The 24,337-nt window shown below is 68.3% G+C and carries 24 protein-coding genes and 1 riboswitch; of the genes, 18 read left to right on the top strand and 6 right to left on the bottom strand.

Going from position 1 to position 24,337, the window contains the following annotated elements; all coding sequences use genetic code 11:
* Nucleotides 1–197: 197 nt before the first annotated feature.
* Nucleotides 198–1,406, bottom strand: a complete 1,209-nt coding sequence (locus tag D3654_RS14335; RefSeq protein ID WP_120522160.1) for an ROK family transcriptional regulator — start codon at nucleotides 1,404–1,406, stop codon at nucleotides 198–200.
* A 261-nt stretch (nucleotides 1,407–1,667) separates the two neighbouring features.
* On the opposite strand from D3654_RS14335, the gene D3654_RS14330 reads away from it, so the two are divergent.
* Complete coding sequence (locus D3654_RS14330) at nucleotides 1,668–2,483, top strand: nitrilase-related carbon-nitrogen hydrolase (RefSeq protein ID WP_120522159.1); 816 nt, start codon at nucleotides 1,668–1,670, stop codon at nucleotides 2,481–2,483.
* Nucleotides 2,484–2,542: 59 nt separating this feature from the next.
* Nucleotides 2,543–3,535 (top strand): prenyltransferase/squalene oxidase repeat-containing protein, encoded by a 993-nt coding sequence (locus tag D3654_RS14325; RefSeq protein WP_120522158.1) that lies wholly within the window; start codon nucleotides 2,543–2,545, stop codon nucleotides 3,533–3,535.
* Here D3654_RS14325 and D3654_RS14320 read toward each other — a convergent pair.
* Nucleotides 3,532–5,277, bottom strand: a complete 1,746-nt coding sequence (locus D3654_RS14320) for a PucR family transcriptional regulator (RefSeq protein ID WP_120522157.1) — start codon at nucleotides 5,275–5,277, stop codon at nucleotides 3,532–3,534. The two genes, D3654_RS14325 and D3654_RS14320, sit on opposite strands and share 4 nt — an antisense overlap.
* Nucleotides 5,278–5,380: 103 nt before the next feature.
* Here D3654_RS14320 and D3654_RS14315 point away from each other — a divergent pair, with 103 nt between their 5' ends.
* Entirely contained in the window at nucleotides 5,381–6,904 is a 1,524-nt protein-coding gene (locus D3654_RS14315) for an amino acid permease (protein ID WP_120522156.1), read from the top strand.
* On the top strand, nucleotides 6,904–8,637 hold the full coding sequence (locus D3654_RS14310) for a flavin monoamine oxidase family protein (protein ID WP_205571816.1): 1,734 nt from the start codon (nucleotides 6,904–6,906) through the stop codon (nucleotides 8,635–8,637). The genes D3654_RS14315 and D3654_RS14310 overlap by 1 nt, the downstream gene beginning before the upstream one ends.
* A gap of 10 nt (nucleotides 8,638–8,647) precedes the next feature.
* Here D3654_RS14310 and D3654_RS14305 read toward each other — a convergent pair whose 3' ends face one another.
* The 3 genes from D3654_RS14305 to purU all read right to left on the bottom strand — a co-directional run bounded on the left by D3654_RS14305 (nucleotide 8,648) and on the right by purU (nucleotide 10,845).
* Nucleotides 8,648–9,166, bottom strand: coding sequence for a gamma carbonic anhydrase family protein (locus tag D3654_RS14305; protein WP_120522155.1), 519 nt, complete (start codon nucleotides 9,164–9,166; stop codon nucleotides 8,648–8,650).
* Between the two features lie 84 nt (nucleotides 9,167–9,250).
* Nucleotides 9,251–9,925: a class I SAM-dependent methyltransferase gene (locus tag D3654_RS14300; protein ID WP_120522154.1), complete on the bottom strand. Its 675-nt coding sequence runs from the start codon at nucleotides 9,923–9,925 to the stop codon at nucleotides 9,251–9,253.
* Between the two features lie 59 nt (nucleotides 9,926–9,984).
* Nucleotides 9,985–10,845, bottom strand: a complete 861-nt coding sequence (gene purU, locus D3654_RS14295) for a formyltetrahydrofolate deformylase (protein ID WP_120522153.1) — start codon at nucleotides 10,843–10,845, stop codon at nucleotides 9,985–9,987.
* A 67-nt stretch (nucleotides 10,846–10,912) separates the two neighbouring features.
* Nucleotides 10,913–10,998, top strand: a riboswitch (ZMP/ZTP riboswitch).
* A 126-nt stretch (nucleotides 10,999–11,124) separates the two neighbouring features.
* Between purU and glyA the strand changes: the two genes are divergently transcribed.
* The gene (glyA, locus tag D3654_RS14290) at nucleotides 11,125–12,420 is read left to right on the top strand and encodes a serine hydroxymethyltransferase (protein ID WP_120522152.1); all 1,296 of its coding nucleotides are present in this window, start codon (nucleotides 11,125–11,127) and stop codon (nucleotides 12,418–12,420) included.
* Between the two features lie 8 nt (nucleotides 12,421–12,428).
* Nucleotides 12,429–13,325 (top strand): bifunctional methylenetetrahydrofolate dehydrogenase/methenyltetrahydrofolate cyclohydrolase, encoded by an 897-nt coding sequence (locus D3654_RS14285; protein ID WP_120522151.1) that lies wholly within the window; start codon nucleotides 12,429–12,431, stop codon nucleotides 13,323–13,325.
* A gap of 115 nt (nucleotides 13,326–13,440) precedes the next feature.
* On the opposite strand, the gene D3654_RS14280 is transcribed toward D3654_RS14285, so the two are convergent.
* Nucleotides 13,441–13,887 (bottom strand): CHRD domain-containing protein, encoded by a 447-nt coding sequence (locus D3654_RS14280; protein WP_120522150.1) that lies wholly within the window; start codon nucleotides 13,885–13,887, stop codon nucleotides 13,441–13,443.
* Nucleotides 13,888–14,071: 184 nt separating this feature from the next.
* Between D3654_RS14280 and D3654_RS14275 the strand changes: the two genes are divergently transcribed.
* The 12 genes from D3654_RS14275 to D3654_RS14220 all read left to right on the top strand — a co-directional run bounded on the left by D3654_RS14275 (nucleotide 14,072) and on the right by D3654_RS14220 (nucleotide 24,267).
* Entirely contained in the window at nucleotides 14,072–15,256 is a 1,185-nt protein-coding gene (locus D3654_RS14275) for a sensor histidine kinase (RefSeq protein ID WP_120522149.1), read from the top strand.
* Nucleotides 15,253–15,918 (top strand): response regulator transcription factor, encoded by a 666-nt coding sequence (locus D3654_RS14270; RefSeq protein ID WP_120522148.1) that lies wholly within the window; start codon nucleotides 15,253–15,255, stop codon nucleotides 15,916–15,918. Before D3654_RS14275 ends, D3654_RS14270 begins: the two co-directional genes overlap by 4 nt.
* Before the next feature lie 161 nt (nucleotides 15,919–16,079).
* Complete coding sequence (locus tag D3654_RS14265) at nucleotides 16,080–16,382, top strand: SHOCT domain-containing protein (RefSeq protein ID WP_120522147.1); 303 nt, start codon at nucleotides 16,080–16,082, stop codon at nucleotides 16,380–16,382.
* Nucleotides 16,383–16,555: 173 nt separating this feature from the next.
* A complete protein-coding gene (locus tag D3654_RS14260; RefSeq protein WP_120522146.1) occupies nucleotides 16,556–17,485 on the top strand; it encodes an ABC transporter ATP-binding protein in 930 nt (309 codons plus the stop codon).
* A gap of 52 nt (nucleotides 17,486–17,537) precedes the next feature.
* Nucleotides 17,538–18,356, top strand: a complete 819-nt coding sequence (locus D3654_RS14255) for an ABC transporter permease (protein ID WP_120522172.1) — start codon at nucleotides 17,538–17,540, stop codon at nucleotides 18,354–18,356.
* Nucleotides 18,353–19,198 carry an ABC transporter permease gene (locus D3654_RS14250; protein ID WP_120522145.1) on the top strand — a complete coding sequence of 282 codons (846 nt, stop codon included), beginning with the start codon at nucleotides 18,353–18,355 and terminating at the stop codon, nucleotides 19,196–19,198. Before D3654_RS14255 ends, D3654_RS14250 begins: the two co-directional genes overlap by 4 nt.
* A 6-nt stretch (nucleotides 19,199–19,204) precedes the next feature.
* Nucleotides 19,205–19,969, top strand: a complete 765-nt coding sequence (locus tag D3654_RS14245) for a nucleotidyltransferase domain-containing protein (RefSeq protein ID WP_120522171.1) — start codon at nucleotides 19,205–19,207, stop codon at nucleotides 19,967–19,969.
* Between the two features lie 72 nt (nucleotides 19,970–20,041).
* Nucleotides 20,042–20,614 (top strand): hypothetical protein, encoded by a 573-nt coding sequence (locus D3654_RS14240; protein ID WP_120522144.1) that lies wholly within the window; start codon nucleotides 20,042–20,044, stop codon nucleotides 20,612–20,614.
* A gap of 9 nt (nucleotides 20,615–20,623) precedes the next feature.
* Entirely contained in the window at nucleotides 20,624–21,457 is an 834-nt protein-coding gene (locus tag D3654_RS14235; protein ID WP_120522143.1) for an exodeoxyribonuclease III, read from the top strand.
* A gap of 18 nt (nucleotides 21,458–21,475) precedes the next feature.
* Nucleotides 21,476–22,549, top strand: coding sequence for a tryptophan--tRNA ligase (trpS, locus tag D3654_RS14230; RefSeq protein ID WP_120522142.1), 1,074 nt, complete (start codon nucleotides 21,476–21,478; stop codon nucleotides 22,547–22,549).
* 4 nt (nucleotides 22,550–22,553) lie between these two features.
* Complete coding sequence (locus D3654_RS14225) at nucleotides 22,554–23,282, top strand: 2'-5' RNA ligase family protein (protein WP_120522141.1); 729 nt, start codon at nucleotides 22,554–22,556, stop codon at nucleotides 23,280–23,282.
* Between the two features lie 43 nt (nucleotides 23,283–23,325).
* Complete coding sequence (locus D3654_RS14220) at nucleotides 23,326–24,267, top strand: YihY/virulence factor BrkB family protein (RefSeq protein WP_245413244.1); 942 nt, start codon at nucleotides 23,326–23,328, stop codon at nucleotides 24,265–24,267.
* The last annotated feature ends 70 nt before the right edge of the window (nucleotides 24,268–24,337 follow it).

Here is a 24,337-nt window from a genome sequence, read left to right as displayed (position 1 = left end):
CGTCGTTGTCTCCCGGAAGAACTCCGGGCTGTCTGATGAAAAAGTAAACTGGATCACAGGTCTTGTAGTCAAGAGTTGAACGCAAGACTTTCGCGATCGTTGCCCAATTGCTGCTTTTCCGCGACCGGCCTGCGGGCCGGTCCGGCTGCTCCCGGGGCTGGCCGCGGGCAGTGCGCAGAGTGTGCCCCGCCGGGCCGTCAGCCGGTGCTGATGCCGGCGTGCTGGAACACCAGCGCGGCAGCCCCGAGGGCCTCCGCCCGGGCGCCCAGGGAGGACATGGTGAGGGTGGTTGTCTCGCCGACCACCGGCACCGCGTGGCGGATCAGGCCGCGCCGGATCGGGTCCAGGAGGGTCTCGCCGAGCCCTGCCAGGGGGCCACCCACCACGATCACTTCGGGGCCGATCAGGTTGGCCACGTTGCCCAGCGCGCGCCCGACCGCAAGCCCGGCGTCGTCGATCACGCGCAGGGTTGCCTGGTCCTTCGCGAGGGCATTGCGCACAAGGTCCTCCGGCTCCAGGCTCGTTCCCGTGCTTTTGCCGAGGAGCTCGATCATGGTGCTGGTGGAGGCGACCGTTTCCAGGCAGCCGCGGTTGCCGCAGCGGCAGATGGCGCCGTATTCGTGGATGGTGGCGTGGCCGATTTCCCCGGTGATTCCCACGGCCCCGTAGTAGGGCGCGCCGTTGACGATCAGCCCCGCGCCGATGCCCGAACCGATCTTCAGGAACATCAGGTCGCCTACCCCGGTGTGTGGCCCCCAGGTGACCTCGGACAGGGCGCCGAGATTGGCGTCGTTGTCAACGTACACGGGCATTTCCAGGGCGCGTTCGAGGCGTTCGAGGATGTGGAATCCGACCCATTCGGGCAGGATGGCGCCCTGTGCCACGGTCCCGGTGCGCCGGTCGATCGGCCCGGCGATGCCGGCCCCGGCACCCACCACCGCCCGGCGTTCCACGCCGTTTTCCGTGAGCAGCTTTTCGAGGAGTTCGACGGCGGCCGCGATGCCTTCCTCCGCATGGTGGCCCAGGGGGAGGGTAACGGTTTCCTCGGCAAGTACCTGGTAGCCCAGGGAAGCGAGGACCACCCGCAGGTGCCGGCGGCCGAAGTCGATCCCGACGGCGACCGCGCCCTTGCTGTTGAGCCGCACGCTCAGTGCCCGGCGGCCCGAGCTTGTCACCGGTTCCGTGGAAACGAGGCCGGCCCCCTGCATGATTTTCACGATGTTGGACACCGTGGCGGTGGAGAGGCCGGTCTGCCGTGAAAGTTCGGCTTGGGTGGCCGGTCCGCTGAGCAGGCACTCGATGAGGCGCTGCTGGTTGAGATGGCGCAGTGCTGACTGTGACCCGGGGGCGGATTGCGAGCCGGGGTTCTTGCGGGGGCTCGTTGCCGAGCGCGTCGTTGCGGGCATCTAAGAAGCGTGCACCAAAGGCACATTTGTAGTCAAGAAGTTAACACAAGCGGACGGGTTGCGACCGGGAGGAATCGGCCCGGGCGCAGCTCCAGGCGGGGCCCGGGTGCAGCTCCAGGCGGGGCCCGGGCGCGCTCGAAGGCAGGGTCCGTCCGTGGTGCGTTCCGCCCTCAAAGCAGTGGAAGCGGGTCCAATCGTCCTACCGCTCCGGACCCGGCGCTGCGTATCGTGGGAGCACAACCGAGAGCCATTGAAGGGGTAATGATGCTGCTGGCCGTGCTGCAGGCGAACGCTGCTGTCCTGGACGTCGACGCGAACCTGGCGGCCATCGACGATGCGGCCCGCCGTGCTGCCGCGGCCGGTGCTTCGCTGCTGCTGACTCCCGAGCTGTTTCCCGTGGGCTATGCGCCGCTGCGCATCGACGCGGAGTTCGACTACGCAATGCTGCCGGAGCTGCGGGAGCGCCTCGCCGGAACGGCGCGCCGGCACGGCGTCGGCCTCGTCTACAGTCTCCCCGCCCCTGACGGCCACGGCGGACACCGGATCACCGCCACCCTCCTGGACCGGACCGGCAACACCCTCCTTGACTACGGCAAGGTCCACCTCTTCGGCGAGGACGAGCGCAAGGCGTTCAGTCCGGCGTCGGATGCTCCCGCCGTCGTCGGTTTCGAGGGACTGCAGGCCTCCCTGCTGATCTGCTACGACGTCGAATTCCCGGAGGCCGTGCGCGCGGCCGCCGTCCGCGGAGCCGAACTGCTCCTGGTGCCCACGGCCCTGTCTGCCGGATTCGACGCCGTCCCGCAGGTGCTGCTGCGGGCCCGGGCGCTGGAGAGCCAGCTCACCGTGGCCTACGCCAACCACAGCGGACACGAGGACGGCTGCGATTTCGCGGGCGGCAGCGTGGTGGCCGGGCCCGACGGCGCGCTGCTGGCCTCCTCAGGCGACGGGCCGGCGCTGCTGTTCGCCGAGGTGTCCGCAGACGACGCCCGTGCCGCCCGGGAGAAAGTGCCGTACCTGAGGGAACGGCGTCCGGAGCTGTACCGCGAGTGGGAAACCGGCGAAACCGGCGCGCCCTGACCAGCCCGTGAACTGTACGCCCATGGACCCCCGCTGGAGCTGCTGGTAGCCTCCGGGCCATGGCCGTTGACCCCGCCCTGCTTGACTGGCTGCTGGATTCGGACCCTGCCTTGCGCTGGCAGGTGGAGCGCGACCTAGCCGGTGCGCCGCCCGAGGCGTGGCAGGAGAGCCGCGGCCGGGTAGCCAAGGAGGGCTTCGGCGCCCGGCTGCTCGCGCTTCAGGATCCTGACGGGCAATGGGCGGGCGGTGCGTACTTCCCGGCCGGATACCAGTTTGCGACGGATGAACAGGGCCAGCCCTGGACCGCCACCACCTGGTCGCTCAATGCGCTGCGCGAGTGGGGCCTGGACGCCGGGATCCTGGCCGGCACTGCCGAGTTGCTCGACGCCAACAGCCGCTGGGAATACGACAACCTGCCGTACTGGGGCGGCGAGGTGGACTGTTGCATCAACGCCTACACCCTGGCCAACGGGGCGTGGCTGGGGGCGGATGTGTCCGGCCTGGCCCGCTGGTTCGTGGAGCACCGGCTGCCCGACGGCGGCTGGAACTGCGACTGGGTGGAGGGTTCCTCGCGATCGTCCTTCCATTCGACCATCAACTCCCTGAAGGGCCTGCTGTACTACGAGCAGGCGGGCCTCGCCGACGCGGATCTGGTGGCGGCCCGCCGCGCAGGCGAGGAATACCTGCTCGAACGGCGCCTGCTGTACCGGAAGTCGACGGGGGAGCAGGTGGCGCATTGGGCGAGCCGCTTCGTGTATCCGTTCCGCTGGTTCTACAGCGTGCTGAACGCGACCGACTACTTCCGCTCGGCCGCGCTGTTTGACCGCGCTGAACCTGACCGCACGATGCCGGATCCGCGCCTTGCCGACGCGATCGGCGTCGTCCGCGACGCCCGCGGTCCGGACGGGCGCTGGATCCAGGAGCGCCGCCATCCCGGCGACGTGTGGTTTGAAGTCGACGTGCCGGCCGGCGAGGCCTCCAAGTGGCTGACTTTTTATGGCACACGCGTGCTGGAATGGTGGGACGGCGCCCGGGGGCAGGCCGCCTCCTAGCCCGCCACTTCGTCCACGTACTGCAGCGCGATCCAGAGTTCGGCGCGGACGTGGGCCTCGTTGAGGTCCACGCCCAGGAGCTCGCCCACCTGGCCGATCTGCCGGCGGATGCTGTTGCGGTGCAGTCCCAGGCGCTTCGCGGAGCCGTCCCAGCTGCCGTTCTCCGCCAGCCACCCGCGCAGGACAGCCAGCAGCGGATCCCGCTTCCCGGCGTCGAGCGCCAACAACGGCTCCAGCAGGCGGGAGGCGAGCATGGTGCCGGCCTCCCGGCCGAGCAGTCCCGTGACGCTCCAGCTGGCCTCGTCCACCCGGGCGCTGCGCCCGCTGGACTGGACCTTCGTCCGCAGCGAGGACGCCCGCTGGTATGCGGCGGGCAGGCCGCCGAGTTCCGCGGCGTCGCCGATCACCAGGCGCCAACCCAGCTTCTCGACCTCTGCCACCAGCGCATCGTCCACCTTCAGCCGGGTGACCGCAGCGAAGCCGTAGTCCGTGATTTCGACGAGCTTGGTGTCGAACAGCCGCCGCCATTGCAGGAGCTCCCGCACCGGGCTGTCCCCCGAGGGCCACTCGGGGGAGTCGGCCTTGATGCCCTGGACCACCCGGACGGCGGCGGAGCGGCTGGAGGACAGGCTCTGCGCCAGCAGGTCCTTGAGGCCATTGACGTGCCGGGTGCCGCCCGAGGCCAGGCTGTCCGGGTGCAGCAGCAGCGCCGTCGCGAGCTGGCTGGGCGCGAGCGAACCGCTGGTGCGCTGCCGGACCAGCAGTTCCAGCAGGCCCACCACGGACTGCACCACGTTGTTCTGCGCGGGGGTGAGGGCGTCGTCGGAGCCGAGGATCAGCGCCCCGAGGTTGGCGTCCTTGGTGCTGCGCAGCGGATGGCCGAACACCATCGCCGAGCCGGGTTGATCGAAGCCGTCCATTTCCACGCGCGGACCGCTGCCGGAGAGGAGGCGTTCCAGCATCGGTTCCAGGAGTGAAAGCTCGACGCCGGTGCTGCCGCGGCTTCCGCCGCTCGTTCCGCCTGCTTTGTCGGTTCCGCCGCCGCTTGTTCCGCCCGCGCTGTGCGCCCGCGCCCGGACCCGCCCGTCGGCGCCGAACAGCAGCGCCCACACCGGCACCCGCTGCACCAGGGCGGCCAGGAGTTCGTGTTCGGGCCGGGGGGAGAGGACCGCCCGCATCAGCTGCCGGTTGATCTCCGCGAGCTGGCGGAACACGCGGGCGTTGTCCGATTCCAGCAGCTGCGAAAATTCCAGGCCGATCGCGGCGAAGGGAACGGACTCGGGAATTTCGATCAGGGTGAGGCCATGGCTGCGGCAGGCCTCAAGCAGGCTCCCGGGCACCTCGTCGAAATAGGGCCGGACGCCGAATCCCAAGGCGCGCACTTTCGCCTTCACCAGGCGCCGGACGTAGGCGTCGATGCGTTCCGGGGTGCCGCCGTCGCCCCGGAAGGGCAGCCCGGCGGTGAGCAGGAACTCGCCTTCGGGGACGTACGGGGTGGGGTCTTCGAGCTCGCTGGGTTCCACCCAGCGCAGCGGCTCGGCCGCGCCGCCGCTTTTGCCGCCGTCCCTGCCGCCGGCGTGCAGGATCCGCATGCCCTCGGGCAACTGCGCGAGGAGCTGCTCCAGCGTGACGGCGCCCAAGGGGCCGCCCGGCGGCGTCGGCGACGGGGTGCCGGACGCTGTGCCGGCAGCCCCGGCGGATGCGCCGCCAGCGGGGTGGTCTTCAGGTGCATTACGTCTCATGTACGTTGACTATAGGTCACTTTGCACCATCTTGAGAGCTGGCTCACAAGATACCGTTGACCGAGGAAAGCGCAACGACTTCGAAGGGACGTCAACGGTGACTATGTCCGCCAACCCCGCAACAAAGGCCCCCGCCGGCCGGCCCGGCCTCGGTGCCCAGTTGCTGCGCCGCAAACCGATCAACCAGATGGTCGAAGAGGCCGGCAACGGCGAAGGCGGCGCCCCGCTGCGCCGCAGCTTCGGCGTCTTCCAGCTGACCATGATCAGCGTCGGCGCCACCCTTGGCACCGGCATCCTGGTGATCCTGGGGGAATCCGTGCCGCTGGCCGGACCCGCGATCTGGATCTCCTTCGTGATCGCCGGATTCGCGGCCCTGCTCTCGGCCGTGTCCTACGCCGAAATGGCCGGACTCGTCCCGGTGGCCGGGTCCAGCTACTCCTACTCCTACGCCACCATGGGCGAAGGGATGGCCTGGATCTGCGGCTGGTGCCTCGTCCTCGAATACGCCGTTTCGGTCGCCGCCGTCGCGGTGGGCGCGGGCCAGTACGTCAACGAAACGCTCAACATCTTCGGCCTGGCCCTTCCTGATGCCTTCGCCCTGGCGCCGTCCGAAGGCGGCGCAGTGAACCTCTCCGCGGTGGTGATCGTGGTCCTGGCGATGCTGCTGCTGGTCCGCGGTGCCCGTGAAAGCGCCTGGATCAACACGGCGATCGTTGCCGTGAAGGTTGGCATCCTGGTCTTCTTCTGCGCCGTGGCCTTCACCGCCTTCAACGCCGGCAACTTCGAGCCCCTCCTGCCGATGGGCGCCGCCGGCGTCTCGGCTGCCGCGTCCACCGTGTTCTTCTCCTACATCGGCTTCGACGCCGCTTCCACCGCGGGCGAAGAAGCCAGGAATCCCAAAAAGGACCTTCCCCGCGCCATCATGCTGTCCATGCTGATCGTCACCAGCATCTACGTCCTGGTGGCAGTGGCCGCCGTCGGTGCCCGTCCGTGGGGCTGGTTCGACGGCACGGAAGCCGCCCTGGTGCAGATCCTCGAAGAGACCACCCACCAGCCGTGGATCGCCCTGGTGTTCGCCGTGGGTGCCGTCCTGGCCATCGCCTCGATCGTACTTACCGTCCTCTACGGCCAGACCCGCATCCTGCTCTCCATGTCCCGTGACGGCATGGTCCCGGGCATCTTCGGCCGGGTCTCCCGCCGCACCGGCACCCCGGTGGCCGGCACGCTGATCGTGGGGACCGCCGTCGCGCTCACTGCCGGGTTCGTGCCGCTGGGCGCGCTCGCGGACGCCACCAGCATCGGTACCCTCTTCGCCTTCGCCCTGGTGAACGTGGCCGTGATCTACTTGCGCCGCAACCGCCCGGACCTCAAGCGCAACTTCCGCGTGCCGCTGTACCCCGCCACCCCGATCCTCGGCACCCTGATGTGCGCCTACCTGATGGCCAACCTCGGCGCCGACACGTGGCTGACATTCGGTGCGTGGATGCTGGTGGGGGCCGCCATCTACTTCGGCTATGGGCGCCGCCACTCGAAGGTAGCCGCCCTCAGCGAGCAGGACTACCGTGAACTATCCGCCGGGGCCACCGATTTGGACACCGACCCCGCAACCGCGAAGGCAGAACTCTGATGACCACCGCCACCGAATTGCCCGCAGCCGTTCCCGCAGGCATCCCCACCGCCCCGGAGCAGGACGGCACTGCGCCGATCACCATGCTGAACCCGGACTTCCCTTTCAGCTACGACCACTACCTGCAGCACCCCGCAGGGCTGGGCAGCGTCCCGGAGTCTTTGTACGGAACCGAGGTGGCCGTCGTCGGGGCCGGGGTTTCCGGGCTCGTCACCGCGTACGAACTGATGAAGCTCGGCCTCAAGCCCGTGGTCTACGAGGCCGACCAGATCGGCGGGCGCCTGCGCACCGCCTCCTTCCCGGCGGCCCCCGGCGTGGTGGCGGACCTGGGCGGCATGCGCTTCCCGGTCTCCAGCAAGGCCCTGTACCACTACATCGACAAGCTCGGCCTGGAAACCCAGGACTTCCCCAACCCGCTGGCACCGCCCACCTCCAGCACCGTGATCGAGCTCAAGGGCGAGAAGTTCTACGCCGAAACGGCCGCGGACCTGCCGGAGTTCTTCCACGAGGTGGCCGAAGCGTGGCGCGCAGCCCTGCGCGAGGACGCCCGCTTCGAGGACATGCAGGAGGCCATCAAGGCCCGCGACACCGCCCGCATCAAGGAACTGTGGAATGGGCTGTTGGAGGACTTCGACGAGGAGACCTTCTCCGGATTCGTCGCCAAGAGCCGCGCCTTCAAGGAAGCCGGCTTCGCGCACCGTGAAGCCTTCGGCCAGGTGGGTTTCGGCACCGGCGGCTGGGACACCGACTTCCCCAACTCCATCCTGGAAATCCTCCGCGTGGTCTACACCGACGCCGACGACCACCACCGCGGCATCGCCGGGGGAGCGCAGCGGCTGCCGGAGGCACTCTGGAACCACGCGCCGTCGGGCATGGCCCACTGGCCGGACGGCACCTCCCTGGCGTCCCTGCACTCCGGTTCTCCGCGCGGCGCCGTGGCGGGGATCGCCCGCGTGAAGGACGACGACGGCGTCCCCACGTCCCGGCTCGCCGTCACCGAACGCTGGGGCCGCACGAGCGAGTACGCCGCGGTGGTGACCACCTGCCAGTCCTGGCTGCTCTCCACCCGGATCAAGACCGAGGAAGCGCTCTTCCCGGCCGAGCTGTGGACCGCGATCGAGCGCTCGCACTACATGCAGTCCTCCAAGACCTTCGTGATGGTGGACCGCCCGTTCTGGAAAGACCGCGACCCGCAGACCGGCCAGGAAGTCATGTCCATGACCCTCACCGACCGGCTCACCCGCGGCACCTACCTGCTGGACAACGGTCCGGACCAGCCCGCCGTCATCCTGCTCTCCTACACCTGGAACGACGACGCCCTGAAGTGGCTGAGCCTCGACGCCGAACAGCGCGCCGACCTCATGATCCACTCGCTGGAGCAGATCTACCCGGGCCTGGACATCCGCGGCCACATTGTGGGCCAGCCGATCACGGTGTCTTGGGAATCCGATCCCAACTTCATGGGCGCCTTCAAGGCCAACCTGCCGGGCCACTACCGCTACCAGCAGCGGCTCTACACCCACTTCGAGCAGTCTTCGCTGGACGACGCGCACCGCGGCATCTTCCTGGCCGGCGACGACGTGTCCTGGACCGCGGGCTGGGCCGAAGGTGCCGTGACCACGGGCCTGAACGCCGTGTGGGGCGTAGTGAACCACCTGGGCGGTTCGTCCGCGCCGGGCAACCCCGGCCCGGGCGAACTCCTGGCCGAGTACGGCCCGGTGAGCCTGGACTAACCCGGCTCCACTAGGCGTGCATTTTCCGGTGCGCCGCCGCGAGCTCCACGTAGTGGGCGGCGTTGTGCTTGACGCCTTCGAACTCCTCGTCGCTGAGCTCCCGGCGGACCTTCGCCGGGACACCAGCCACCAGGGAACGGGGCGGGACGATGGTTCCTTCCAGCACCACGGCTCCGGCGGCCACGAGTGAGCCGGTGCCGATCACCGCGCCGTTCAGGATGGTGGCGCTCATGCCGATGAGGCAGTCGTCCTCCACAGTGCAGCCGTGCACGACGGCGGAGTGGCCCACACTGACCCGCTCGCCCACGGTGCAGGGGAAGCCGGGATCGGCGTGCAGCACCACATTGTCCTGCAGGTTCGAGCCCGCGCCCACGCTGATCGCGGCGGTGTCTGCGCGCACCGAGACGCCGTAGAAGGCGCTCGCGTCTTCGGCCAGGCTGGCCTTGCCGATGATCGAGGCGCTCGGGGCCACGAAGGCCGTTTCATGGATCTCCGGGGTGTCCCCGGCGAAGGTGTAAATGGGAGCCATGCAGGCAAGCCTAGCCGAGCGGGCCCACCCAACTGGGTCGCATTTGTTGTCGTTATGGGCGCCCAAAACGACAACTACTGCGAGCTAGTTGGGTTGGCCGGGAGTCCGCAGCACCAGGAACTGGTAGTGCTGCACCCACTGCCCGGCGCCCGGCCCGGATTCGGCGCCCTGCCCTTCCGGCCACGTTTCGAAATGCTCCACCGTGCCGTGCCGGCCGAAGATCTCCCGCACAGCGCCATCGCTCCGGCGGCTGAAGAAGCGCCGCGGCTCGATGTCGTCCTCCGGGTTCAGGACCTCTTCGTCGTCCCCCGACCAGAGCCCGACGGCGATCGGCGCACCCGGTGCGGTGACCCGCACGAGTTCACTGACGACGTCGTCGATGGCGCTGTTGGGCACATGCAGAAGGGTACTCATCGTCCAGGCCGCCGGGAACGCGGCGTCGGCGAACGGCAGGGAGCGGCCGCTGGCCACCGAGGTGTCCAGGCCCTTGGCGCGGGCCAGCCGGACGCTTTCCTCCGAGAGGTCGACGCCGGCGTAGTGCAGTCCCGCCTGCACGAAGCCGAGGCCGTCGACGCCGGAGCCGCAGCCGAGTTCCAGCAGGGCGTGCCGGTGCTCGGACTTGAGCTGCCGGATGAACCACTCCCGGCAGGCCACCCGCCGGGAGGTCAGCGGCCTCGCGTCCCGGGCTGCGGCCTCGCGGTTGTAGTAAGTCGCCAGGTCCGTTTCGTAGTTAACACCGCGCTGTGGATCCCCCTCCATGGTTCAAGGGTAGACCCCGCAACTGGCTGCCTTAACTGCGAGTTACTTGGGCGGCGGGGCTAGTTGAAAACGACCGTTCGGGTGCCGTCCAGGAGGACCCGGTGCTCGGCGTGCCACTGCACGGCCTGCACGAGGGTCCGGCCTTCGACGTCCCGTCCCATCTGCACGAACTGGGCGGCCGTGCGGGCGTGGTCCACGCGGATGACTTCCTGTTCGATGATCGGGCCTTCGTCCAGGTCCGCCGTCACGTAATGCGCGGTGGCGCCGATCAGCTTCACGCCGCGGGCGTGCGCCTGGTGGTAGGGCTTGGCGCCCTTGAAGGACGGCAGGAAGGAGTGGTGGATGTTGATGGCCTTGCCGTTGAGTTCGGTGCACAGCTCATTGGACAGCACCTGCATGTAGCGGGCCAGTACGGTCAGTTCGACGTCGTGCTCCTTGAGCAGTTCCAGCAGCTGCGCCTCGGCCTGCTGCTTGGTGTCCGCGGTGACGGGGATGTGGTGGAACGGGATCCCGTAGAACTCGGCCAGGCCCTCGAGGTCCCGGTGGTTCGAGACGATGGCGGGCACCTCGATGGGCAGGGTTCCGCTGCGCTGCTGGAAGAGGAGGTCGTTGAGGCAGTGGGCGTCCTTGGAACCCATGATCAGCGTGCGCAGCTTCCGGCCCACGGGGTTGATTTCCCACTTCATGCCGAACTCGGCCGCCACCGGTTCCAGGGCCGCCGCCAGTCCTTCCTGGGGGGACGACGTGGTGGCCTCCACCCGCATGAAGAAGTTCCCGGTGGTGGGGCTGCCGTACTGCTGGGAATCGGCGATGTTGCAGCCCGCTTCAAGCAGGGCGCCGGCCACGGCGTGCACGATTCCGGGGCGGTCCGGGCAGGACAGGGTTACAACAAAAGACGCGGGAAGGGCGGAGTCAATCACCAGACAAGCCTACCGTCGCGTGGCCGCAGCACTGCGTGGCCGGTGAACTGCGCGGCTGCTGTACTGTTAAAGCCGTCGCGACTGGCGTTGGGTGGTGAACCACCAGGGAGCGGCACGGATGAAGACCACGGATCGTACGCCTGGGCCGAGGGTCACGTATTACCTTCGGCCCCGCCATGCCTCATTAGCTATTTTTCCCGTAATTATGAGGCGTTCGGGATATGCCAGACGGTAGCCTGACCTTTGAGCAGTACCACGTTGCCTAGCCAGGAGATCTTTGTGTCGACCAACCTCACCTCCGCGACCATTAGCAACCAGCCGCTAGCCGAACTCGATCCCGAGATCGCAGCCGTCCTGGAACAGGAACTCGGCCGCCAGCGCGGCACCCTGGAAATGATCGCCTCCGAAAACTTCGCCCCCCGCGCCGTCATGGAAGCACAGGGCTCCGTTCTGACCAACAAGTACGCCGAGGGTTACCCGGGCAAGCGCTACTACGGCGGCTGCGAATATGTCGATGTCGCAGAGAACCTCGCCATCAGCCGCGTCAAGGACCTCTTCGGTGCCGAGTTCGCCAACGTCCAGCCGCACTCCGGCGCGCAGGCCAACGCTGCTGCCCTCTCCGCCCTGATCAACCCGGGTGACAAGATCCTCGGCCTGTCCCTGGCCCACGGCGGCCACCTGACGCACGGCATGAAGCTGAACTTCTCCGGCAAGCTGTACCAGGTTGCCGCCTACCAGGTGGAAGAAGACACCTTCCGCGTGGACATGGACAAGCTGCGCGAGCAGGCCCTGGCCGAAAAGCCGCAGGTCATCATCGCCGGCTGGTCCGCCTACCCGCGCCACCTCGACTTCGCCGCCTTCCGCTCCATTGCGGACGAGGTCGGCGCCTACCTGTGGACCGACATGGCCCACTTCGCCGGCCTGGTCGCCGCCGGCCTGCACCCGAGCCCGGTGCCGTACTCCGACGTCGTCACCTCCACCGTGCACAAGACCCTCGCCGGCCCGCGTTCCGGCGTGATCCTCGCCAAGGAAGAATTCGGCAAGAAGATCAACTCCAACGTCTTCCCCGGCCAGCAGGGCGGCCCGCTCATGCACGTCATCGCCGCCAAGGCCGTAGCCTTCAAGATCGCCGGCAGCGAGGAATTCAAGGAGCGCCAGGAGCGCGTCCTCGAGGGCGCCAAGATCATCGCCGAACGCCTTACCCAGTCCGACGTCGCCGAGGCCGGCGTCTCGGTCCTCACTGGCGGCACCGACGTGCACCTGGTCCTGGTGGACCTGCGCAACTCCCAGCTGGACGGCCAGCAGGCCGAAGACCTCCTGCACTCCGTGGGCATCACGGTCAACCGCAATGCGGTGCCGTTCGACCCGCGCCCGCCGATGGTCACCTCCGGCCTGCGCATCGGTACCCCGGCCCTGGCCACCCGCGGCTTCGGTGCGGCCGAGTTCACCGAGGTCGCCGACATCATCGCCACCGCCCTCAAGGCCGGCTCCGCCACCGACGTCGAGGCCCTGCAGGCCCGCGTCGACAAGCTGGCCGCCGACTTCCCCCTCTACCCCGAGCACGAACAGTGGTGAACGCATCGATGGCACAGACCGCCAAGATCCTCGACGGCAAGGCAGCCTCTGCCTCCATCAAGGCCGAACTGACCGAACGCGTCGCCGCGCTCAAGGCCCGGGGCGTTACCCCGGGTATCGCCACAGTGCTGGTCGGTGCCGACCCGGCCTCGCAGCTGTACGTCGGCATGAAGCACAAGCAGTCCAAGGCGATCGGGATGAACTCGATCCAGAAGGAGCTGCCGGCGGACGCGACCCAGCAGCAGGTCGAGGCCCTCATCGACGAGCTCAACGCGGACCCGGCCTGCCACGGGTACATCGTGCAGCTGCCGTTGCCGAAGCACCTGGACACGGACGCCATCCTCGAGCGCATCGACCCCGCCAAGGACGCCGACGGCCTGCACCCGACCAACCTCGGCAAGCTCGTGCTCAACGTCAACGGGCAGATCGACACACCGCTGCCGTGCACGCCCCGTGGCGTGATCGAGCTGCTCCTGCGCAACGGCTACGACCTCAAGGGCAAGCACGTCGTCGTAGTCGGCCGCGGTGTGACCATCGGTCGGCCGATGCCGCTTCTGCTCACGCGCCGCGAGGTCAACGCGACCGTGACGGTTGTCCACACGGGTACCCCCAACATGTCCGAACTCCTGAAGCAGGCTGATGTGATCGTGGGCGCCGCGGGGGCGAAGCACATCGTCAAGGCCGCGGACGTCAAGCCCGGTGCCGCCGTGCTGGACGTGGGTGTGACGCGTGAGACGGATCCGGAGACCGGGAAGAGCAAGATCTACGGCGACATCGAGCCGGCCGCGGCCGAGGTCGCGGGCTACATTTCCCCGAACCCGGGCGGCGTCGGACCGATGACCGTCGCGCTGCTCATGACCAACGTGGTCGAGGCCGCGGAACGGGCAGCCGCCGCCAAGGCCTGACCTTCCGGCTAAGCACCAAAGCAACCGGACGCACGGCTGTGCGTCCACCCGCCACGACGACGGCGGCAGCCAGCCTGGCTGCCGCCGTCGCCTGTTAAGCGGGCTTGTGTCCGCCCTACTTCAGCTGACCGCGGATCTCACCACCCGGGAAGGTCGGGGTGTGCACGTTGACGTAGTAGCTGCGGGGGCTGGCCGCAATCTCCGCGAGGAGTGCGGGATCGGCGGTGGTGCAGGCATCGAGCGTCCACGTGGTTCCGCTGCCCACGGCAAGGGGCACTACCACGGGGCCGGCGACGCCGCGCGGAGCCAGGTGGATGTGCGCTGCGACCGCGGCAACGGACAGGTTGCGCGCCGTCAGCGTGTAGCAGAGCTCCCCGCCGTCGACCGTGTAGCTGAAGAAGCCGCTGGCACCGGTATTGGAGCCCGTGACTTCCTGTTCGGTGTTCAGCGGGATCGCCGGAACCCCTCCCGGATTGGCCGTAGCGGCACCGGCACCCCCGGCCACCAGGGCGGCGACGGCGCCCAGCACGACGAGTGGTTTGAATGTGCGGATTGCGGGCATTTTCTGGTCCTCCTTGCAGACAAGCGCTGTTGCTTACCGGAAGTCCCCCAACGTTGACCACGGTACGCCCGGGGGCGGAGCAAAAACAGAGAGTGCGGCCGGCCCGGCGCCTACTCCCGGGGGAGTAGGCCGTTTGCTCCCTGAACCGGACGACGCCGCGGGCACCGGGGGCTAGGCTCGGAGCATGCAGGGCGGTTTCAGCGGCGGGCACGGTTTCCACCGGGGTCCGGGATTCGGCAGGCGCAAGGGGCCGCCCACGTCCTTCATCGCCATCACCGTGGCCCTGATCCAGGTGGTCGGGACGGTCTTCGCCGCCAGCCGCCAGGACGGCGCCCGGCCTTTGGACGTGCTCGCCTTCGCGCTGCTCCTCGCCGGCCCGGCCGCGCTCCTGCTGCGCCGCCGGATGCCGGTGCTCATGCTGCCCCTGACCTTCGCCGCGGCCCTCGCTTACCTGCTGGCCGGCTACCCGTGGGGCCCCGTGGTGGTGTCGTTCGCCGTGTCGCTGCTGCTGAGTGCCGCCGCGGGCCTGATTCTGCTTGCCTGGCTTGGCGCCGGGGCCGCCGCCGCCACGGTGTTGCTCTGGTCGCTCCTCAGCGGCGACGAAGCCTGGCCGCTGCGTTCGGCCGCCGCCGCGGCCTGGGCGGCCATCCTGGTGCTGTTGGGTGAGGGGATCCGGCGGCGCAGGGAGCAGATCGCCGAGTACCGCCGCCAGCGTGCAGCAGCAGAGCAGGCCGAGCGGGATGAATACCGTCTCACCCTGGCCCGGGACATACACGACGTAGTGGCCCATTCGCTGTCCATGATCAACGTCCAGGCCTCCGTGGCGTTGCACTTGGGCGCAGACGAGCCCGAAAGGCTCCGCCCGGCCCTCGAGGCCATCAAGGCAGCCAGCAAGGAATCCCTTGCGGAGGTCCGGCAGCTCCTCGGCGTGCTCCGCGAAGATGCACCGCTGCACCCCGGAGCGCGCCCCGGGCTGGCCCGGATCCCGGAACTGGTGGAGCACGCCCGCCAGGCCGGCCTGCGGGTCGAACTGGAGGGCCCGCCAGAGCTGCCCGGGGTGGGGGAGCCGCAGCAGGAAGCGGCCTACCGGGTGGTCCAGGAAGCGCTGAGCAACGTCCGCCGGCACTCCGGCGCCTCGGCCGCCGTCGTGCGCCTTGCGGTTGACGGAACCACGCTGGTGGTCACCGTCGACGACGACGGCGCGGGGCTGGGTGATTCGGAACCCGGTAACGGACTCACCGGGATGCGCGAACGGGTCGAAGGCCTGGGCGGCAGCCTCGCTCTGCTGGCGCCGGATGGTCTTCCGCCGAACAGAGGCCTGCGCGTCGAGGCCAGGATCCCGCTGACAACAGAAGAGGCCCGGCCATGATCCGCATCCTGCTCGCCGACGACCAGACCCTCATCCGCGCCGGATTCCGCGCGCTGCTGGACGCCCAGCCGGACATGCAGGTGGTGGGCGAGGCCGGAACCGGACGCGACGCCGTCGGGCTGGCCGTGCGCGAGGCGCCGGACGTGGTGCTGATGGACATCCGCATGCCCGACGGCGACGGCCTCGACGCCACCCGCCGGATCACGGCGGAGCCGCGCCTGGCCGGGACCCGGATCATCATCCTCACCACCTTCGAGCTGGACGAATACATCGCCGAAGCCGTCCGCGCCGGCGCCGCGGGCTTCCTGCTCAAGGACACCGAACCGGCCGAGCTGATCCGCGCCGTGCGCGTGGTGCACGACGGCGACGCCCTCCTTTCGCCGTCGGTGACCCGCCGGATCATGGCCCAGCTCGCCGTGCACAGCCGGACGGCCGTGGAACCGCCGGCGCTGGACCAGATCACCGGGCGGGAGCGGGAGGTGCTGGCCCTGGTGGGTGAGGGGCTGAACAACGCCGAGATCGCCGGGCGGCTCTTCATCACGCCGCTCACCGCGAAGACCCACGTTTCGCGGATCATGAGCAAGCTCATGGTGCGGGACCGGGCCCAGCTGGTGGTGCTGGCCTACGAGTCCGGCCTGGTAAGGCCCGGCTGGAGCAGCTGAGGCCTGCCGGGGGCCTCCCGGGGGAGTAGGCGGCGGATCCGGATTGCCTCCCTGGGGCAGACGTATCCCGGCGCCCGGAAAAACAGACTGGATGCAGAGCCGCAAGAGGCTCGGACGGCCCGGACGCACCGGGCCCGACCGCCAAGAGTTTGGACCCTGACATGTTCACATCACTGAGCACCACTGCCGGCGCACTGGCAGCCAACGTGCCTGCCGCCGTCGCCGCCCACGGGCCGTGGGACAGAGGAGGAGGCTTCTGGCCGCTGTTCCTGCTGATCCCGCTCTTCTGGATCCTGGTGATCGGCTTCTTCATCTTCTTCGCCCGCCGCAGCTGGCGGCACAACCACCACTGGGCCGCCGCCCAGGGAGCCGAAGGCGTGCTGCGCGAACGCTACGCCCGCGGCGAGATCGACGAAACCGAATACCGCCAGCGCCTGGAAGTACTGCGCGCGAACCCGAAGTAGCGCGCGCCCACACCGCAGGGGTTCCCTGGCCGCGACGAAGCAAGGCCAGGGAACCGGGAGAATTTTTCCAGAAAGTTGTGCAATAGCTATTTCACGTTTTTCCCGGCTCAACTAGGGTGCTGAGGGTGCACAATGAAGCAATCCGCTCCGCAACCACTCCAGCTAGTGCCCAGATGAACCCCGATGCAGTGATCCGCGCCGAGCAGCTGCGCAAGAACTACGGCGACGTCGCCGCCGTCGACGGCATTTCCTTCGAGGTGCCGCCGGGGGAGTCGTTCGGTCTCCTCGGCCCGAACGGCGCAGGGAAGTCCACCACCATGAAGATGATCGGCGGCGTCTCGCAGCGCACCTCAGGGAAGCTGAGCATCATGGGCCTGGACCCGGACGTGAACGGCCCGGAAGTCCGGGCGCACCTGGGCGTGGTGCCACAGCAGGACAACCTGGACGAAGAGCTCAAGGTCCGCGAAAACCTGATCGTCTACGGCCGCTACTTCGGCCTGCCGCTGAGCTACCTGCGCCCCAAGGCGGACGAGCTGCTGGAGTTCGCGCAGCTGACGGACAAGGCCAAATCCCGGGTGGACGCACTCTCCGGTGGCATGAAGCGGCGGCTCACCATCGCGCGTTCGCTGATCAACGAGCCCAAGATCCTGCTCCTGGACGAGCCCACCACGGGCCTCGACCCGCAGGCCCGGCACATCCTCTGGGACCGGCTGTTCCGGCTCAAGGAACAGGGCGTCACCCTGATCCTCACCACCCATTACATGGACGAGGCCGAGCAACTGTGCGACCGGCTCATCGTCGTGGACAAGGGCCGGATCATGGCCGAGGGCTCGCCGGCCTCCCTGATCCGGGAACACTCCACCCGCGAGGTCCTGGAGTTGCGCTTCGGCTCCGAACGCAACGCCACCATCGGCGCCGAACTCCAAGGTGTCGGCGAACGGCTGGAAACCCTGCCGGACCGCGTACTGATCTACGCCGAGGACGGCGAAACCGCCCTCGAGCAGGTCTCCGCACGCGGCCTGCACCCGCTGACCTCGCTGGTGCGCCGCTCCTCGCTGGAGGACGTGTTCCTCCGGCTGACCGGACGGAGCCTCGTTGACTGACGAACCGTTGACTAGCGGAACGGACAAGCAGTTCCCGACGGCGGCGTCCGCCTTGCGTGCGCACCCTCCTGCCGTATCGGCCGCCCGGGCCCGGCGCTGGGGCTCCTTCTTCTACGCCGAACAGGTGCTGCGCGTGATGCGCGGCTACTCCTGGTCCTTCATCATGTACAGCATCGCCCAGCCGGCGGCATACCTCTTCGCGATGGGCGTGGGACTGGCCACGCTCGTGGACGCCAACGGGGCGGCGGCGTTCGGCGGCGTGAGCTACCTGCAGTTCATCGCGCCCGCGCTGATCGTCTCGGCAGCAGTGATGACCGCGTCGGGGGAGTTCTCCTACCCGATCATGGACGGCTTCAAATGGCGCCGCGTCTTCTACGGCCCGCACGCCTCGCCGCTGGTGCCGCAGCAGATCGCCGCAGGCCATGTGCTCGCCGTGACCCTGAAGTTCCTGGTCCAGTCCGTGGCCTATTTCGTGATCGTCGCCCTGTTCGGCGGCTCGCCCGGCGCCTGGGGCTGGATGTCGGCCCTGGTGGCCACCCTGGCCGGGCTCTCCTTCGGGCTTCCGCTCATGGCCTACGCCTCCAGCATCACCAAGGACAGCGGCCAGTTCGCACTCGTGCAGCGCTTCATCGTGGTCCCGCTGTTCCTGTTCTCCGGAACGTTCTTCCCGCTGGACTCCCTGCCCGTGGCCGTTCGCTGGGTCGGCTGGATCTCCCCGGTGTGGCACGGCACCGAGTTGGGCAGGGTCTTCACCTACGGCATGGAGGAAAACCCTGTGCTCACCGTGATCCATGTGGCCTACCTGGTGGCCGCGGCCGCAGCAGGCTGGATCCTCACCCGCCGGCAGTTCGTGAAAAGGATGGGCCAATGAGCGCGGTCGCAGCAGGGCCGGGCGGCCCGCACAGCGTCACCGAGGCGGCCCGGCAGCGGAAGTTCGGGGCGCTCTATTCACGCAACGTCCAGGCCGTCGTCGCGCGCGGCCTCATGGCCGCCAAGAGCAGCACCTGGCTCATCCTGGTCTCCGGCTTCTTCGAGCCGGTGCTCTACCTGGTCGCCATGGGTGTGGGTCTCGGCACGATCGTGGGCGACGTGGAAGGCCCCGGCGGGCAGCTGACCAGCTACGCCGCATACATCGCGCCGGCACTGCTGGCGGTTTCCGCGATGAACGGCGCCGTTTACGACTCCACCTGGAACGTCTTCTTCAAGATGAACTTCGCCAAGCTGTACCAGGGCATGCTCTACACCTCGCTGGGCCCGCTGGACGTGGCCATGGGCGAGATCTTCCTGGCGCTGCTGCGCGGGCTCCTGTACGCCACCGGGTTCACCGCGGTGATGGGCGTGATGGGACTGCTCACCACGTTCTGGGCGGTCTTGATGATCCCGGCCTCGCTGCTGATCGCCTTCGGCTTCGCGAGCCTGGGCATGGGCATCACCAGCTTCATGAAGACCTTCCAGCAGATGGACTGGATCAACTTCTTCATGCTGCCGATGTTCCTGTTCAGCGCCACGTTCTACCCGCTGAGCGTCTACCCGGAAGGCATCCAGTGGCTCATCCAGGCCATGCCGCTCTGGCACGGGGTGGAACTGTTGCGGCAGATCAGCGTGGGTGCCTTCAGCCCGGCCACCGCGGTCCACATCGGCTACTACCTGGTGATGATCGTGCTCGGCGTCGCGCTGACCACGGGGCGGCTGCGCAAGTTGTTCCTGAAATAGGTGCCCGTGGACGATTCCGCATTCCTTGACCATGTGGCGGACCGCCTTGCCGGCCTCCCCGGGGTGGAGGCCGTCGTGCTCGGTGGATCCCGCGCGTCGGGAACGCACACCGCCGCCAGCGACTGGGACTTCGCCCTGTACTACCGCGGCAGTTTCGACCCCGACGCGCTCCGGGCGCTCGGCTGGCAGGGCAGCGTGTCCGACGTCGGAGGCTGGGGCGGCGGGATCTTCAACGGCGGCGCCTGGCTGGAGATCGACGGCCGCAAGACGGACGTCCATTACCGGGACCTGGACGTCGTCGGGCACGAACTCGCCGAGGCCCGGGAGGGCCGTTTCCACATCGAACCGCTGCTGTTCCACCTGGCCGGGATCCCCAGCTACCTGCTGGCCGCCGAACTCGCCGTCAACCGGGTCCTGCGCGGCACGCTGCCGCGCCCGGACTATCCGGAGCTGTTGCGCGCATCGGCTCCAGGGGTGTGGATGGAGCGGGCACACCTGACCCTGGGCTACGCCGGAGCCGCCTTCGCCGGCGCCGGGCGGCTGGCCGAAATGGCCGGGGCGCTCGCCGTGGCCGGGGCCATGGCGGGCCATGCCGTGCTCGCGGCCCGGGGCGAATGGGTCACCAACGAAAAGCGACTGCTGGAGCGTGCCGGGCTGCGGGAGCTGGACTGGATCATCGCCCGCCTCGGTCCGGACCCAGCCCGGCTCGAAGCGGCGCTCGGGCAGGCATCGGAACTCTTCGACGGGGCGCTGGGCGGGACCCGGCGATAGCCGGCCTGCGTGCCGTGTTCGCCGGAGGTGGAAGCGGCCCGGCGGGCCCGCGGAGTTTGCGACAATAGGGGAATGCAATCTCTTGGCGACTCTCCGTCTTCCGTTCCGTCCCAGTCCCCGGCGCAGGGCCTGTTCAAGGGCTTCCGCATCGGCGGGCTCGGCATGACCGTGGTGCTCATCGCGTTCCTGGTGGCCGTGATCTTCGCCGCCAACCAGAACGACGTGGTGGGCTGGATTGTCGCCGTCATCTCCCTCGGCTGGCTGCTCCTGGCCGCGTTCGTGGTGTTCAGCATCCAGAAGGCCGCGCGCAAGGCCAGCCAGAAGTTCACGGAAGCACAGAACGCCTTCAACGCGGCCGCCGGGCGGGCGCCGTCGTCGTCGAGCGCGGACCACGGAGGCACCCGGGTGGTGTCCGAACGCAGCGAAGCCGACGACATCCGCGACCTCAAGCTGGACCACTCCTTCAAGATCGTCCAGGTCCAGGTGCGCGTGATCGAGGATGAGCGTGCCAAGGGCGAGGCCGCCAACCAGGACACCATCAACCGGGCCCTGGAGACCATCGCCATCACGTCCGCCAACGCACGGGACATGATCAAGACCCCCGGCGATTCCGGGGAGCCCGTGACCGGCACCATCATCGATTAGAGTAGGCGGGTGAGCTCGGCATTGAACAAGGATTTCCTTCGCATCGCAACGGTCAACGTCAACGGCCTCCGCGCCGCCTACCGCAAGGGCATGGCCGAATGGCTGGAACCCCGCGAGGTGGACATCCTGTGCATGCAGGAAGTCCGGGCGCCTGACGAGGTCGTCCGTCAGCTGATCGGCGAAGGCTGGCACATCCTGCACGCCGAGGCCGATGCGAAGGGGCGCGCCGGCGTGGCCATCGCCTCCCGGCAGGAACCCGTCGCCACCCGCGTGGGCATTGGCGACGACTACTTCGCCATGGCCGGACGCTGGGTCGAAGCGGACTTCGCCGTCAAGACTGCCGCCGGCGAGGACACCACCCTCACCGTGGTCAGCGCGTATGTACACTCCGGCGAAGTGGACACCCCCAAGCAGGTGGACAAGTACCGTTTCCTCGACGTCATGGTCAACCGCCTGCCGGAACTGGCCAAGCACAGCGACCATGCCTTGGTGGTAGGTGACCTCAATGTGGGCCACACCGAGTTCGATATCAAGAACTGGAAGGGCAACACGAAGCGGGCGGGCTTCCTCCTCGAGGAACGTGCCTACTTCGACCGCTTCTTCGGCGAGGAAATCGGTTGGAGGGATGTCCACAGGGGCCTGGCGGGAGCCATTGACGGCCCCTACACGTGGTGGTCCCAGCGAGGCAAGGCCTTCGACACCGACACAGGCTGGCGCATCGATTACCACATGGCCACCCCCGGACTCGCCGACGCCGCCGTCGTGGCGGTCGTGGACCGGGCTGCGTCCTATGACACCCGCTTCTCCGACCATGCCCCGCTGGTAGTGGACTACCGGCTCTAAGCTCCCGAAAGTTTTTCCATGACAAGCTCCACGACTGAAACCGTTGCCGTGCCCGCAACGTCCACCAAACTTGCCGCCGGCCAGAAGCACCGCGTGCTCTCCGGCATGCAGCCCTCCGCCGATTCCCTGCACCTGGGCAACTACATCGGCGCCCTGGTCAACTGGGTCCGGATGCAGGATGAGTACGACGCCATCTTCTTCATCCCCGACCTGCACGCCATCACGGTGCCCCAGGACCCGGCCGAGCTGGCCCAGCGCACCCGGGTGACCGCGGCGCAGTACATCGCCGGCGGCGTGGACGTGGACAAGTGCACCCTGTTCGTCCAGTCCCAGGTGCCCGAACACGCCCAGTTGGCGTGGGTGCTGAACTGCATCACCGGCTTCGGCGAGGCCTCCCGGATGACCCAGTTCAAGGACAAGGCCCAGAAGCAGGGCACGGACCAGGCCAGCGTGGGGCTGTTCACCTACCCCATCCTGCAGGCCGCGGACATCCTGCTCTACCAGCCGCACGGGGTTCCCGTGGGCGAGGACCAGCGCCAGCACGTGGAGCTCAGCCGGGATCTCGCCAACCGGTTCAACTCCCGTTTCGGTGAGACCTTCCAGGTGCCGGAGGCCTTCATCCAGAAGGAATCGGCCAAGATCTACGACCTGCAGAACCCCACGGCCAAGATGTCCAAGTCCGCGGAGTCTCCCGCGGGCCTGATCAACCTGCTGGACGATCCGAAGACCACCGCCAAGCGCATCAAGTCCGCCGTGACGGACACCGAGACGGAAATCCGTTTCGACCGCGAGGCCAAGCCCGGGATCTCCAACCTGCTCACCATCTACTCCACCATCAGCGGACAGCCTGTGGAGAAGATCGTGGCGGACTACGAAGGCAAGATGTACGGCCACCTGAAGGTGGACCTGGCCGAACTGGTCACCAACCACCTCGCACCGATCCGCGAACGGGCCCACGAACTCCTGGCCGACCCCGCCGAACTGGACCGCCTCCTGGCCCACGGCGCGGACAAGGCCCGCGGGATCGCTGCGGCCACCCTCGCCGACGTGTACGCGAAGGTCGGGTTCCTGCCCTACGGCGGAGCCCGCTAGGCCGATGCGCCTTGCCAGCAAGCTCACGGCCGAGGCTGGTTCCCGCACCACGGGAACCGGCCCGGCCGAGGGCGCCCTGGCAACGAAAGAAGCTACGGAGGGCGATATCGACGGCGGCAAGCCGAGCGTCGGCGTCATCCTGGGCTTCCCGGCGGATATCGCCGCAGAGCTCCAGCAGTGGCGGGCATCCTTCGGCGACCCCATGGCCGGGGTCATCCCCGCGCACATCACCCTGGTCACCACCACACCGGCGCACGACTGGGACGCCACCACGCGCCACGTCCGCAGCATCGCCGGGCGCCAGGCCCCTTTCACGGTCACCATCTCCGGAACGGGGTCCTTCCGGCCGGTGTCCCCGGTGGTCTTCCTGAAGGTCGAGGACGGCTTCGGCGAGTGCGTCAGCCTGCACGAACAACTGCAAAGCGGCCCGCTGGAACGCGACCTTCCCTTCCCGTACCACCCGCACGTCACCGTCGCCCACGACGTCGCCCCCGAGAACCTCGACGAAGCCGAATCCGTGCTGAAGGACTACAGCGCCACCTTCCCTGTGGCTAGCATGGGACTCTACGAGCACGACAGCAACGGCATCTGGCAGCTACGGGAAGAATTCGACTTTGGCGGCGATACTGACGAAGCAGAAACTGACCAAGCGGCGACTGACCAAAGGGCGAGCGTCCAAACCCCTGCCGCATCACACGAAGGGCCTCCAGAACAGGGCCACGCACGGGGCTGAGGCTCAGCCCCTGCCCACGGAACTTGCCAAGCTCAAACTGGCCTTGATCCAGCGCAGGCTTGAATGGGGTAAGGCCCGGCGCTCCGGGCAGGGAATCGGTGCCCGGCAGCTCGCGCTCCTGCAGCTCCTGCTGGCCCGGCTCAATGCATTCCGTCCCATGCGCGTCTGGCAGCACTACAGCCTTGCCCACGGCCCGCTGATGAGCGCGGGAATCGGCTTCAACATGTTCTTCTCGATCACCGGCCTCCTGGCCACCGGTTTCTCGATCGCGGGCCTGGTGCTCACCGGGCAGCCGGCCCTCGTGGACGCAGTGGTCGCGAGTGTCGCCAAGAGCGCCCCGGGCCTGCTCACGGTCGACGGCGGCCAGGGACTCGTCGACCCGGACAAGCTACTCAATCCCGGCGGCCTGGGCCTCACCGCGGTCATCGCCGCCGCCGTCACCGTGTTCACCTCGCTCGGTTGGATCGCGAGCATGCGCGACGGCCTCCGCGGCGTGGTGGACCTGCCGCCGCTGAAGCGGAACCCCGTGCTGCTGAAACTGTCCGACGCCGGCACCCTGCTGCTGCTGGGCGTGGCACTGATTGCCAGTTCGGGCGTCTCGCTCGTCTTCGGCACAGCGGCAGACTGGCTCATCGGCCTGCTGAACCTGGACCCGCGGGTTGCCGGCCCGGTGGCGGGCGCCGTGAAGCTCGTAGTGCCGCTGCTGCTGAACTGGGCCACGGCGGTGGTCATGTTCCGGCTGGCCGGCGGCCTGCGCCTGCCCAGGCGCGCCTTCCTGGAAGGGACGGCCATCGCTGCCGCCGGGACCACGGTGCTGCAGGTCTTCAGCACTGAACTGCTGGCCCGCGCCGGCCAGAATCCGATCCTTGCGCCGTTCGCCATCATTATCGGCCTGCTGATCTGGTTCAACCTCGTCAGCCAGGTCTACCTGCTCTCCGCGGCCTGGTCCGCCATCCGGGACGCCGACTTAGGGCGTGTCTCCTAAAGCTGTCAGCCAGGGTCCGGGATGCTTGATGGGTGTCTCGTGATTCTGTTTTGACTGATGCCCAGTGGTC

Source organism: Arthrobacter celericrescens (genome assembly GCF_003614925.1).
Taxonomy (GTDB): domain Bacteria; phylum Actinomycetota; class Actinomycetes; order Actinomycetales; family Micrococcaceae; genus Arthrobacter; species Arthrobacter celericrescens.
This window is presented reverse-complemented; position numbering and strand designations above follow the sequence as displayed.